Origin of the sequence: Microbacterium sp. (assembly GCF_047971895.1) — a bacterium.
Taxonomy (GTDB): domain Bacteria; phylum Actinomycetota; class Actinomycetes; order Actinomycetales; family Microbacteriaceae; genus Microbacterium.
Genome location: NZ_JBKEAF010000030.1, coordinates 1 through 12,030, shown reverse-complemented (window position 1 = coordinate 12,030; position 12,030 = coordinate 1). Strand labels below are relative to the sequence as shown.

The window sequence follows — 12,030 nt, the reverse complement described above, 5'->3', positions numbered from 1 at the left end:
GCGACGAGTTCACCGACGCGCAGGTGAGCGCCGAACATCACGCGGATCGAGAGTGTCCACTGCTCCGGCATGGCGTTGACGATGGCGGCGAGCGCCTCCGGCGTCATGTAGGGGCGCTCAGGGTGAGCGACAGACCCGGCACCGACGATCTGGCAGGGGTTCGACCGGATCAGCCCATCACGCACGGCGGTCTGGAGGATGGAGCGCAGGAGCGTGTACGCCTGCCGGAGCCGCGATTCACCCGTGGGGACGGGCGGGGCCTCCGAGGGCTCGACGCCCCGCCGCTTCGCCGTCTCCAGCACCTTGCGCCGCGCCTCCTCCGCACGCAGTTTCAACGTGGCGGCGAGGTCCTTGCGCGCCCGGCTGTACCAGGACCGTACGACGGCGGGCGTGATGGACGAGAGCGCGTGATCGCGGAGCGGCGAGAGGAGCCCGGCGAGGAGGTCCTCGTTGTTCGCGCACGTCTTCGGCGCGAGTCTGCCCCGTGAACCGCCGTTCCCTACCCACTCCATCGCGTAGGGCCCGAACGGCGCATCTCCGGCGCGGTGGTCACGGTAGGTACCGCGCATCCGGTCGGCGCGGATTCCGGCGAGGTAGTCGAGGGCGTCGCGCTTCGTCTCGAAGGTGCTCGGGGCGATCATGGATCGGCCCGCAGGGTCACCGTCGAGGGGCGGGCTGGCCTACCCGGCTGATCCGCCCCTCGCGTGGTTCACACGCGATCGATGAGCCAGGCAGACCTTCTCGCGGTCGTGCAGCGCGATCACCTGCTCGACGGTCAGGAACTCCGTCATCGGAGCGCGAGCGCGTCAAGGGCACCGCGCCAGCGAGCGGCCTGGCGTGCACCTGCCGCAACGACCCGCTCATCTGCGGGAGCGGCACCGATCATCGGAGCGACCGGCATGTCACCGCCCTCGACAGCCATTCGGCTGAAGAACCTCCGCATGGTCGATTGGGAGACGGGCTTCGTGGACTGAACGTTCGGAGGCGTGTCTCCGCGGGCTTCCGCCCACGGGTCCTCACCGTGCGTCCGGACACTCAGGGCACGTCCATCGTCACGGCCATAGAACGCGTACACGGCGTCGATGAGCGCTCGTTGCTCGGGCGTGAGGTCTTCACCATCTGCGGGGACCACGTAGTCGGAGTAGCGGCCAGCGGCCCACACCTGCCGGACGACGGGGCCCTTGACCCAGGCCTCGATCTCGTCGCTGAAGAGGGGCTTCCCGGTCCACGCGAGCGACCACGCCTGCGAGTAGTAGAGCAGTTTCTGGAGGTGCATCTCTCCGTACACCGACTTGGTGCGAAGGTAGTCTGCGACCTTGATTGCGTTCGTCATGGGTTCCACCTCCTCAGGTGAGTCAGACCTAACACTATGTCACCTACCTCTGACAACGCTGTAGGGTGCGCCGACCTTCCCGGCTCCACATCGGTCAGCGGTCCTGGTCGCCCGCCTGAGCGACACCGCTGCGGTGCGCATCGGCGTCGACGAGGTGATCGCCTGCGACCACGAGCTCGCTGCGAAGGCTGCCGCCGTCGGGCTGCGAGCGAGCGCACCCGGCACCTGATGCCTACAGCCCCGCCAGTTCGGGCAGCAGCGCCTTGGCGATGAGGAAGTAGATCACCAGGCCCGTGCCGTCGACGATCGTCGAGATCATCGGGGCGGATGCCACGGCCGGGTCGACACGGGTCTTCTTGAGCACCAGCGGGAGGATGGATGCCACGAACGCCGACCAGAGAACGATCGCCACGATCGTGAGCACGACGGTGAGCACGACTGCCCAGCCGACCCCGAGCAGGAACGCGCGGATGAGCCCGGTGATCGCCATCGTCAGCGCGACGAGCAGCGCCGAGGTCATCTCCTTGCTGAGCACGCGCCCCACGTCGCGCATGCGCACCTGCCCGGTTGCGATGGCCCGCACGAGCGTCGTGGTGATCTGTGTGCCGGTGTTTCCGCCGGTGCCGATGAGCAGCGGGATGAAGAAGGCCAGTGCGACGACGGCATCCAGCTCGTCCTCGAAGATCTGCATAACGGTTGCGGTATATGCCGACGCGACGAACAGGATCAGCAACCAGACGATGCGCTTGCGCCACAGCAGCCACGGCGACGCGCGCAGGTACGGCGTGTCCAGCGGCTGCGAACCGCCCTGCAGCTCGGCGTCCTCGGTCGCCTCCTCCGCGGCGATGTCGGCGGCCGCGTCGGCGGTGAGCACCCCGAGCAGGCGGTTCTCGGCATCCACCACCGGGATCGCCAGCAGACGGTACTCCCGCAGCGTCCGCGCCGCGTGCTCAGAGTCGTCCAGCGGTGCGACCGCCAGCACGTCCGGGTCCATGAGCTCCGAGACGGGCGTTCCGGCCGGCGCGAGCACCAGGTCGCGGAACGCGAGCACCCCGACCAGCCGCCGATCACCGTCGACCGCATAGACGTAGCCACCCGACTGCGAATCGATGCGGCGATGGGTTGCCTCGGCCCGCAGACCCGCCACGGCCTCCGCCGCCTCCGCGTCGGCGGCGACGGTGAGCACCTCGGGCACCATGTGCGCCGCGGCCGCGTCGTCGGGCCATGCCAGCAGCGCGTGCAGCACATTGGCCTGCGTCAGCGGCACCGCCGCCAGCAGCGGCTCGCGCTCGGCGGGCTCGAGCTCGCGCAGCACCTCTGCGGCATGGTCGGAGTTCAGCGCGTCGAGCACGATGCCCGCGCGGGCCGGTGCGATGCCGATGAGCAGGTCGCCGGCGGCATGCGGCTGCAGCGTCGACACGAGCTCCTCGCCGGTGTCGGCGTCGAGCAGGTCGCCCAGGCGACGCCGTTCGTCGGGCTCGAGCAGCGCCAGCTGCCCGGTGCGTTCACCCGGATCGGTCACGGCCTCGAGCCACGACTCCAGGGCGTCCGGCGTACCGGCGGCGAGCACCTGGGAGAGGTCGGTGGGGCGGACACCGGACGCGCTGAGGGGAGCCATGCCTGCATTATCCCCGTCGCAGGTGTCCACCGCGCGTCGAGACGTGCGTTCCGCGCATTCGCACGTGCGCACCGCGCCGGTCGACGCGCACAGGGCACGTCTCGCGATCAGGCGGCGGTGCGGGACGCGGCGGAGGAGCGCACGGCACCCATGCTCGCCAGGACGACGAGGGCGATGCCGACGATCTCGAGCCAGCTCAGGTGCTGCCCGAGCAGCACGAACCCGGCGAGGGCGGCGGTCGCGGGCCCGAGGCTCATGAGAACGGCGAAGGCGGATGCCTGCAGTCGCCGCAGTGCGAGCAGCTCGAGGGCATACGGGATCGTCGAGGAGAGCACCGCCACGGCGGCCCCAAGGCCGATGATCATGGGGTCGAGCAGGGCGGCACCGGCATCCATGATTCCGAACGGGAGCGAGACGAGCGCACCGACGGTCATCGCCAGGGCGAGTCCGTCGAGGCGTGGGAACGCCCGCCCGACGCGCGCCGATGCGAGGATGTAGAAGGCCCAGCTCGCTGCCGCCGCCAGCGCGTAGAGCACGCCGATCGGGTCGAGCCGGTCCCAGCCGCCGCCCGCAAGTGCGGCGGCTCCGGTGAGCGCCAGCAATGCCCACAGCCAGGCCGACGCTCGGCGCCTGACGATGATCGACAGGGTCAGCGGCCCGAGCACCTCGATGGTGACCGTCACGCCCAGTGGCAGCCGCTCCAGCGCCAGGTAGAAGAAGCCGTTCATGACGGCGAGCACGAGCCCGAAGCCGACGACGGCGGTCCAGCTGCTGCGATGGTGGCCGCGCAGCGCGGGGCGCGCGATGATCAGCAGCAGCGCAGCGGAGAACACCAGCCGTAGCATGACCATGCCGAGGGGGCCGGCGTTCGGGAACAGCGTCGTCGCGATGGCCGCGCCGACCTCTTGGCACACGAGGCCGAGGACGACGAAGCCGACCGCGAAGCCGGCGTTGCGGGTCACGACTCGGGCAGCGGGCAGATCGCCGCTTCGGCGATCTGGGTGTGGTACTGCTCGGCGGTCCACGGCAGGCCGAACTCCGGAGCCGTCTGGCCCGGCGCCGCCGGAGCCTTGGATGCGATGGCGGCGAGCTCCCAGGCCAGGTACGCGGCCGTACCCGCCTTCGATGCCGAGTTGTTCAGCACGACGGCCACAGTGAGCCCCGTCTCGGCGTCCGCGAACGCGGCGGTGAGATAGCCGGGCACCGAACCGAATTGGCCGACGAGGGAACCGGCCTGGAACGCCCCGCCGGTGGTGGTGAACCAGGACGTGTCGCCCATCGTCTTCGGGGCGGCCCAGCGGGCTTCGGCCGCCTTCTCGTCGACCGCCAGTGCACCGACAGCGAGCGCCCGCGTGTACCGGCCGAGGTCGGCGATCGTGGAGACGACGCCCGAGTCGGTGTAGCCGGTGCTCGTCGAGACGTTGCTCACGTCGAGCGGCTCGGTGCAGTTCATCACGCCTTCGCCGTCTTTCACCGACAGCGTGCCGGTCAGGGTGCCGGTGCCCGCCCACTGGCCACTCCCCCCGGGGAGCGACGTGCTCTCGAGGCCGAGCGGCTCGAAGACCTCGTCGGCGAGCATCTCGGAGGCGGTCTTGCCGGTGGCGCGCTCGAGCGCCAGCCCGAGCAGCACGTACCCGGTGTCCGAGTCTCGCCACGCCACGCCGCGCTCCGTGCGATCCTGCCCGAGGCCGAAACTCGCCAGCTCGCGCGGGTTCCACACGCGCTCGGGGTTCGTCAGCCACATCGGCTGCAGCCGCCCCTGGTACGATCCGATGCTGCCCGTGCCGTTGCACAGGTCGAGCAGGGTCACATCGGTCAGGTCGGAGACGCCGCTGACCCACTGCGATACCGGGTCGTCGAGCGCGACGAGGCCGTCTGCCGCCGCCGCGTACAGTGCGTCGCAGGTCATGGCGCGGGTGACGTCGGCGATGCGGAAGGTCATCTCTGCAGTGACGGCCGTCTGGCTCGTCGGCGTCTGGGTGCCGAGACCGGCGACCCAGGTGCCGCTCCACGGCACCCACACCCCGACGATGGCGCCGGAGGAGCCGGTCGCGGCCATCGCATCGGTGACCGCCGCCTGCAGCTCAGCGAGCGTCGGCTCCGCGATCTGGCCCTCGACCTGCGTGGGCCCCGGGATGTCGATCGCGGTATCCGGCGCACAGGCAGCCAGGCCGAGGGTCGCCGCTGCGAGCATGCTCAATGCCACCGCCGTTCGTCGGCGTAGGGACCGTGCCCGCATCTCACCCCCCGGTGTGCTCTGCATCGAGTGTAAACGAGGGGCGCCGACATGCCGCCCACACCGCCTGCACCATCACGGGATCGTTACGGTAGAGCCATGCCGCACATCTTCGATCCCGCCGTCGTCTCCGCCGTCCTGCACCATATGAACGACGACCACCTCGACGACAACGTTCTCATCACCCGGGCCTTCGGGCCGTCCGACGCGGTCGCATCGGCGACGATGACCGGATTCGACGGCGATGGCGGCGACTGGCGGGTGCAGCTCGACGACGGCACCGAGCACGCGGTACGGGTGCCGTGGCCCGGCGGGCCGATCTCCGAGCGTCCGGAGGTGCGTCGCGAGGTCGTGGTGCTGTACGACGCGGCGTGCGCGAAGCTCGGCATCGAGCCCCGCCCGCACGCCTGAGCGCGGAACGTGTGGACGCATCGAATCGAGGCAGCCCGAGGGTTGATGTAGGTAAGGTTCCGCTTACCTGAAGGTATAGTGGGTGTCATGACCGAGCCCATTCCCTTCTCGACAGCGCTGCGCGAGCGCTCCTCCAGCGCACACTCCGGCAGCGAGAGTGCCGGCTTCATGGCCGGCCTGCTCAAGGGCGAGGGGACCCGCGACGATTACGTGGCACTGGTCGCTCAGCACTACTTCATCTACGAGGCCCTCGAGGCGGCGACCGATCGGATGCGCGACGATGCCGTGGCATCCGTGTTCATCACCGATCAGCTCACACGCCTGCCCGCGCTCGAAGCGGATCTCGCGTTCCTGATCGGCGACGACTGGCGCGAACGGATCGCACCGCTGCCGTCCACGCAGCGCTACGTCGACCGTATCAACGCCGTCGGATCGACCTGGGCGGGCGGGTACGTCGCGCACCACTACACCCGCTACCTGGGCGACCTGTCGGGCGGGCTGCACATCGGCAAGGTCGTGGCCCGCCGCTTCGGCTTCGAGACCAACGGCATCGGGTTCTACCTCTTCGGCGACATCGCCGACCCGCGCGCGTTCAAGGACGTCTACCGCGCGCAGCTCGACGCGGCCCCGTGGGACGACACCGAGAAGGAGCGCGTCATCGACGAGGTGCTGCGGGCGTACCGGTTCAACACCGAGGTGTTCCAGGAGCTCGCCGCGCGCGACGCCGTCGCCGTCGCCTGACCCGATCAGGCGGGATCAGGATGCCGCGGGCGCGGTGGACATGAACCGCTCGACGTCGGGGTCGACCCGGATGTCGCTCGGGCGCAGCGGTCGCGACAGGTAGAGGCCGTCCAGCGAGGTCAGGCGCGACAGCGCCACATAGGTCTGCCCGGGGGCGAACGCGCCCGAGCCGAGGTCGACGATCGCCCGGTCATAGGTCTTGCCCTGTGACTTGTGGATCGTCACGGCCCACGCCAGCCGCAGCGGGAACTGCGTGAACTCGGCGACGCTGTCGCGCGACAGCGACTTCGAGCCGGGGTCGTACGAGTAGCGGAACCTCTCCCAGACGGCGGGCTCGACGTCGTGCTCCTCGCCGTCGAGGTCGACGCGCACCGTCCCGCCCGAGATACGGGTGACCGTGCCAATCGACCCGTTCACCCAGCGGGGCGCCTCGCCGTAGCCGGCGGTGTCGTTGCGCAGGAACATCACCTGCGCCCCGACCTTGAGCTGCAGCTCACGGTCGGCCGGGTATACGTCGCCGCGGCCGAAGTCGCCGTTGATCTCGGCCACGGCGGTCTGGGCGCTGCCGCGCAGCGCCTCGAGGTGCCGCCGGTTGATGGCGTTCACGATGTCGTTGCGTGTTGCGAGCGTGATGATCGGTGCCTCCCCGGGCCCGGGCTCGGGCGGCCGGCGAGCGCCGGTGTCGTTGAGGATCTGTGCGACGTCGGCCGTGACCCGCCCGTGGCGCACCGCGTTGAGCATCGCCTTGAACCGCGGATCGGACTGACGATGGATGTCACGCAGCTCGCGGATGTGCAGGTCGGCGCCGTCGAGGTCGAAGAGCCCCGGCCCTGAACCATTCCCCGAGCCTGAACCGCTCCCCGGCCCTGAACCGCTCCCCGGCCCTGAACCGCTCCCCGAGCCTGTCGAGGGGCCGCCCCACACGTGCGCGTCGAAGAACCAGAACGACCGGTAGTGATCGCGCACGTAGCGCAGCTCATCGCCCCGTGGCGGCACGGGCGCCAGCTGATACGGGTCGCCGAACATCACGATCTGCACCCCGCCGAACGGCTCGCCGCGGCGCCCCCGCGCGCGGCGCAGCGCACCGTCCATGGCGTCCATCAGATCGGCGTTGACCATCGAGATCTCGTCGACGACGAGCGTGTCGATCGCGTTCAGCAGCGTGCGCGTCGCATCCGACTGCCGTTCCTCCGTCTTGCCGATGAGACCGATCGGCAGGCGGAACAGCGAGTGGATCGTCTGCCCTTCGACGTTCAGCGCGGCGACGCCCGTGGGTGCGCACACCGCGATCTGCTTCGACGTGTTCGCCGCCAGGTGCTGCAGCAGCGTCGACTTGCCGGTGCCCGCGCGGCCGGTCACGAACACGTGCTCGCGGGTGTCTTCGATGAGGCGGAACAGCGCCTCCTGCTCGGGGGAGAGGGAGGGCGCGGTCACCCGATCCATGTTAAGACGTGCCGGTTCGTGACGCGCTCAGCCTGTGAACAGGCGCTCCTTTCTAGACTGGGGCCGTGAACCAAGGGGTGGATGCCGCGGCGACGACGCCGAAGCGAGCCCACCTGGGCCGCGACCTGACGATCATCGGTGTCGTGCTGGCCGTGCTGCTCGGCGCCGCCGCCGCCGGGGTCGTGGTGCTCTACCAGCAGCTGTACAGCCCGAAGGCGTTCGTCGAACGCTACCTGTCGCTGCTCAGCGACGGGCGCGCCGCCGACGCGCTGACGATGCCAGGAGTGCCGATCGACTCGGCCGAGCTGCAAGCGGCAGGGCTGCCCCTTGCCGCCTCCGACGCCCTGCTGCGGCAGGCGGCCCTGGGGTCGCTCACTGACATCGAGACCACCAAGACCGTCGCCGACGGCGAGACGACGGTCGTGCACGTCGCCTACAAGGCCGGCGGCCACGCGGGCACGACGATGTTCACGGTCGAGCGCAACGGCTGGATCGGCGTCGCCCCGGCCTGGCGGTTCGCTCGCAGCCCGCTGTCGGTGATCGATGTGCACGTGCGCGGGTCGATGCAGTTCTCGGTCAACGACTTCCGGCTCGACAAACGGCAGGTCTCTCCCGACATGCTGGATGCCGAGCCGTTCGAGCCCGTGCCGATGCTCGTGTTCTCCCCCGGCCTGTACCACGTCGCGGTCGACACGGCGATTGCCGCGACCCCCGGGGTGAACGTACTCGCCGACCAGCCCCTCGTCACCGTGCCGGTCGACCTGCAGGCCGAGCCCACTCAAGAGTTCGTCGACGTCGTGCAGCAGCGCGTCGACGAGTTCCTCGCCGCGTGCGCCACACAGGAGGTGCTGCAGCCGACCGCGTGTCCGTTCGGGTACTTCGTCGCCGACCGCATCGACGGCCCCCCGAAGTGGAGCATTGCCGCCGATCCGGTCATCACGGTCGTGCCCGACGACGCGCACTGGGCGATTCCGGCGACCGAGGCCGTCGCGCACATCGCCGTCGACATCGTGTCGCTGTTCGACGGCAGCGTGCAGCACACGTCGGAGGACGTGCCGTTCACGGTGTCGGGCACCATCACCGTGCTGCCCGACGACTCCGTGGCTATCCACGTCGGGGGTGGGTAGCGGCAGGCGGGTCACCCGCCGCGTTGGGCGTCCTTCGCGTCTTGCGCGGCGAGTGCGGCGAGGTGGGCGTTGTATTCGTCGAGTTCGGCGTCGCCGGTGCGGTCCGAGTGCCGGTCGCGGCGGCGCTGCATTCGTTCGTCGCTGCGGCTCCACTGGATCGCCACGGTCACTCCGAGCACGAGCGTCGGCAGCTCGCCGACCGACCATGCGATGCCGCCGCCGATGTACTGATCCTCCAGCGGCGTCGGCCCCCACGTGCGCCCCATCGAGCCGAACCACTCGGCGAGCATGAGACCGCTCTGCATCATGATGGCAATGCCGAAGAAGGCGTGCATCGCCATGACGAGCAGCAGCAGCACCAGGCGACCGGGATAGGGCAGCCGGTACGGCACCGGGTCGATGCCGATCAACGACAGCACGAACAGATAGCCGGTGATGAGGAAGTGCACGATCATCCACTGATGACCGAGGTGGTCGTACATCGCCCAGCGGAAAAGGTCGGTGAAGTAGAAGACCCACAGGCTGCCGATGAACAGCCCCGCGGCCACCCACGGGTTCGTGAGCACACGGGCGACCGGCGAGTGCACGGCCCACAGGACCCACTCGCGACCGCCGCGTGTGCCGTCGTCGCGCTTGCGGATCGCCCGCGCCGCCAGCGTGATGGGGGAGCCGGGCACCAGCAGCACCGGAATGACCATGCCGAGCAGCATGTGCCCCACCATGTGCACGCTGAACAGGTAGTCCTGGTACACGTTGATCGGACCGCACGTGACCCACAGCAGCAGCAGCAGTCCCAGCAGCCAGAGCACGGTGCGGTACACCGGCCACGTGTCGCCGCGACGGTGCAGCCGCCAGACCCCGGCCAGGTAGAAGAACGCGGCGAAGACCACGAACATCAGCCAGAACAGATCGATGTTCCACATCGTGATCCAGCGTTCGGGGGTCAGCTCGGGCGGCAGCGGGCTGCCGGTGAGCCGCTGCGCCGGGGTCGGCGCCAGCGACACGGTCTCTTCCAGCGGTGGAGGCGTGCGGCTCAGCGCCACCGCGGCACCGCTGGCGGCGCCCATCAGGGCCAGCTCGAGCGCGATGAGGCCCCAGAACACTCCGCCGCTCCCCGCGCTCGTCGAGGGGTCGCCGAGCCGCGCGATGAGCCGCCGCCGGTACCACGCGCCGAGCACCCCCATCGCGACCAGCGCGATGACCTTGACGATGAGGATCGCGCCGTACGGCGAGAACAGGGCGCTCCAGTCCTGCAGCGCGACGACCGAACGGACCAGGCCCGAGACGGCCACGACGATGAACGCGAACAGCGCGATGCTCGAGTACCGCGCCATGAACGTGGCGAGCGTGCCGCGGTCGAGCAGGGGCCGCACGACGACGGTGAGCACGAGGCCGCCGAGCCACATCGCCGCGCCGATGGTGTGCATGGCCAGCGACGTGACGGCGATGTCGTGGGTGCCGAGGTCACCGCTGTGCCCCTGCGTGGCCATCGGGATGAGCGTGACGATCGCGAGGATCGCAATCAGCAGCGTCGGCGTCCACGTGCGCACCGCGAAGGTGAGCACCGTGAGCGCAGCGCCGGCGACGACGGTGATCAGCCAGGCCCGGCCGAGCTCCTGCTCGGTGAGGAACCGGCCCAGTTGCGCCCCGAACTCGGGGCCGGCGTCCAGCCGCGGATTGAAGACGTTGAGAAACGTGAAGAAGCCGGTGAAGGCCGCGGCGACGGTGAAGATCGCGGCAGAGATGGATGCCACGTCCAGCGCGACCTCGAACGGTCGCTGCTGTGCGGTGAGCGCAAAGAGTCCCAGCACGAGCGACCCGACCATTCCGGCGGCGGCGAGGTTGACCACCAGCTGCGCCGTGGGCAGCCCCCACCGCACCACAGGTCCGGCGTCGTCGAGGCGCAGCGGGGCGGCGCCACCGCCGTAGGCCAGCAGGAGGAGGAGGACCACGAGCGCGACGGCGACGAGGATCGCCGGGCCGATGGCCCGGAGTGCACGGGGTTCCACCCCTCCAGCCTAGATAACAGAAGAAGAGGGATGCCGCGCGGCATCCCTCTTCTTCGCTTGTCGTCAGTGCTACTTGACGGCGGCCTTCAGCTTCGAGCCGGCCGTGACCTTGACGCGCTGACCCGCGGGGATCTTGATCTCGGCACCCGTCTGCGGGTTGCGGCCGGTGCGAGCGGACGTGGCGACGCGCTCGAACGACAGCCAACCGGGGATCGACACCTTCGAGCCCTTGGCGACGGCCTCGGCGACCGTGGAGAAGAGGGAGTCGAGCACGCCCGACACAGCGGCCTGGCTCTGACCGGTCGCGCTGGCGATGCTCGCGACGAGCTCGGTCTTGGTGATGGACTTGTCGGCCATGTGTTTGTCCTCCAAGGCGGCGGATGACCGCCTCTGCTTGCTACGGACCGGGATGGCGTTCGCCCCCGGCTGGTCGATCGACCGCGTCGAATGTACCAAGAATCCGCGTGATTCCGCGGATATCGGGGGGTTTAGGGGAAAGATTGCGGCGTGTCGCGGTGGCAAGTGTGGCCGATGTGACGAAAGTGACGGATGCCGCGGTCACCCACCGCGCCAGGGACGACGAAGGCCGGCACCTCCGCAGGGGTGCCGGCCTTCGCTGAATCGTGTGCTTACCAGCTCGACGGTGTTCGTCTGCGGGCTGGCCTACCAGCTCGACTTGGTCACGCCGGGCAGTTCGCCCCGGTGTGCCATGTCGCGGAAGCGGACGCGCGAGATGCCGAACTTCGACAGCACGCCGCGCGGGCGGCCGTCGATGACGTCGCGGTTGCGCAGGCGCACCGGCGAGGCGTTGCGCGGCAGCTTCTGCAGGCCGACGCGGGCGGCTTCGCGCTCTTCGTCGGTCGACTTCGGGTCGACCAGGGCCCTCTTCAGCTCGGTGCGCTTGGCGGCGTAGCGGTCCACGACCTCCTGGCGCTGCTTGTTGCGGGCGATCTTGCTCTTCTTCGCCATGAGCTCAGCGCTCCTCTCGGAATTCCACGTGCTTGCGCACGACGGGGTCGTACTTCTTCAGCACGATGCGGTCGGGGTTGTTGCGGCGGTTCTTGCGCGTCACGTAGGTGTACCCCGTGCCGGCGGTCGACCGCAGCTTGATG

12 protein-coding genes and 1 pseudogene are annotated in these 12,030 nt (G+C 69.7%); 3 read left to right on the top strand and 10 right to left on the bottom strand.

Annotated elements, in window-relative coordinates; translation table 11 throughout:
* From ACK5IN_RS03050 to ACK5IN_RS03030, 5 genes and pseudogenes are all read right to left on the bottom strand, one after another.
* A pseudogene (locus ACK5IN_RS03050) lies at window positions 1-641 on the bottom strand (hypothetical protein); the annotation flags it as partial.
* A 146-nt stretch (window positions 642-787) separates the two neighbouring features.
* Window positions 788-1,333 (bottom strand): Panacea domain-containing protein, encoded by a 546-nt coding sequence (locus ACK5IN_RS03045; RefSeq protein WP_416894746.1) that lies wholly within the window; start codon window positions 1,331-1,333, stop codon window positions 788-790.
* A 232-nt stretch (window positions 1,334-1,565) separates the two neighbouring features.
* Complete coding sequence (gene mgtE / locus ACK5IN_RS03040) at window positions 1,566-2,951, bottom strand: magnesium transporter (protein ID WP_416894745.1); 1,386 nt, start codon at window positions 2,949-2,951, stop codon at window positions 1,566-1,568.
* 107 nt (window positions 2,952-3,058) lie between these two features.
* The gene (locus ACK5IN_RS03035) at window positions 3,059-3,913 is read right to left on the bottom strand and encodes an EamA family transporter (RefSeq protein ID WP_416894744.1); all 855 of its coding nucleotides are present in this window, start codon (window positions 3,911-3,913) and stop codon (window positions 3,059-3,061) included.
* Window positions 3,910-5,157 carry a serine hydrolase domain-containing protein gene (locus tag ACK5IN_RS03030; RefSeq protein ID WP_416894743.1) on the bottom strand — a complete coding sequence of 416 codons (1,248 nt, stop codon included), beginning with the start codon at window positions 5,155-5,157 and terminating at the stop codon, window positions 3,910-3,912. Before ACK5IN_RS03030 ends, ACK5IN_RS03035 begins: the two co-directional genes overlap by 4 nt.
* 129 nt (window positions 5,158-5,286) lie before the next feature.
* On the opposite strand from ACK5IN_RS03030, the gene ACK5IN_RS03025 reads away from it, so the two are divergent.
* A complete protein-coding gene (locus tag ACK5IN_RS03025) occupies window positions 5,287-5,598 on the top strand; it encodes a DUF2470 domain-containing protein (RefSeq protein ID WP_416894742.1) in 312 nt (103 codons plus the stop codon).
* Window positions 5,599-5,685: 87 nt separating this feature from the next.
* Complete coding sequence (locus tag ACK5IN_RS03020; protein WP_416894741.1) at window positions 5,686-6,339, top strand: heme oxygenase (biliverdin-producing); 654 nt, start codon at window positions 5,686-5,688, stop codon at window positions 6,337-6,339.
* 15 nt (window positions 6,340-6,354) lie between these two features.
* Here the strand turns inward: ACK5IN_RS03020 and ACK5IN_RS03015 are convergent, their stop codons facing one another.
* Window positions 6,355-7,782 (bottom strand): ATP-dependent DNA helicase, encoded by a 1,428-nt coding sequence (locus ACK5IN_RS03015; RefSeq protein WP_416894740.1) that lies wholly within the window; start codon window positions 7,780-7,782, stop codon window positions 6,355-6,357.
* Between the two features lie 65 nt (window positions 7,783-7,847).
* Here ACK5IN_RS03015 and ACK5IN_RS03010 point away from each other — a divergent pair, with 65 nt between their 5' ends.
* Window positions 7,848-8,909, top strand: coding sequence for a hypothetical protein (locus ACK5IN_RS03010; protein WP_416894739.1), 1,062 nt, complete (start codon window positions 7,848-7,850; stop codon window positions 8,907-8,909).
* A gap of 11 nt (window positions 8,910-8,920) precedes the next feature.
* On the opposite strand, the gene ACK5IN_RS03005 is transcribed toward ACK5IN_RS03010, so the two are convergent.
* From ACK5IN_RS03005 to rpmG, 4 genes are all read right to left on the bottom strand, one after another.
* Window positions 8,921-10,918, bottom strand: coding sequence for a cytochrome c oxidase assembly protein (locus ACK5IN_RS03005; RefSeq protein WP_416894738.1), 1,998 nt, complete (start codon window positions 10,916-10,918; stop codon window positions 8,921-8,923).
* A gap of 69 nt (window positions 10,919-10,987) precedes the next feature.
* Window positions 10,988-11,275 (bottom strand): HU family DNA-binding protein, encoded by a 288-nt coding sequence (locus ACK5IN_RS03000; RefSeq protein ID WP_416894737.1) that lies wholly within the window; start codon window positions 11,273-11,275, stop codon window positions 10,988-10,990.
* 306 nt (window positions 11,276-11,581) lie between these two features.
* The gene (gene rpsN, locus ACK5IN_RS02995) at window positions 11,582-11,887 is read right to left on the bottom strand and encodes a 30S ribosomal protein S14 (protein ID WP_416894736.1); all 306 of its coding nucleotides are present in this window, start codon (window positions 11,885-11,887) and stop codon (window positions 11,582-11,584) included.
* Between the two features lie 4 nt (window positions 11,888-11,891).
* Window positions 11,892-12,029 (bottom strand): 50S ribosomal protein L33, encoded by a 138-nt coding sequence (rpmG, locus tag ACK5IN_RS02990; protein WP_416894747.1) that lies wholly within the window; start codon window positions 12,027-12,029, stop codon window positions 11,892-11,894.
* Window position 12,030: the final 1 nt, after the last annotated feature.

Bases quoted from the DNA above. Each gene is read 5' to 3' on its own strand.
- ACK5IN_RS03015 (WP_416894740.1), bottom strand. From the start codon at position 7,782: ATGGATCGGGTGACCGCGCCCTCCCTCTCCCCCGAGCAGGAGGCGCTG.
- ACK5IN_RS03025 (WP_416894742.1), top strand. From the start codon at position 5,287: ATGCCGCACATCTTCGATCCCGCCGTCGTCTCCGCCGTCCTGCACCAT.
- ACK5IN_RS03020 (WP_416894741.1), top strand. From the start codon at position 5,686: ATGACCGAGCCCATTCCCTTCTCGACAGCGCTGCGCGAGCGCTCCTCC.
- ACK5IN_RS03000 (WP_416894737.1), bottom strand. From the start codon at position 11,275: ATGGCCGACAAGTCCATCACCAAGACCGAGCTCGTCGCGAGCATCGCC.
- rpsN (WP_416894736.1), bottom strand. From the start codon at position 11,887: ATGGCGAAGAAGAGCAAGATCGCCCGCAACAAGCAGCGCCAGGAGGTC.
- mgtE (WP_416894745.1), bottom strand. From the start codon at position 2,951: ATGGCTCCCCTCAGCGCGTCCGGTGTCCGCCCCACCGACCTCTCCCAG.
- ACK5IN_RS03045 (WP_416894746.1), bottom strand. From the start codon at position 1,333: ATGACGAACGCAATCAAGGTCGCAGACTACCTTCGCACCAAGTCGGTG.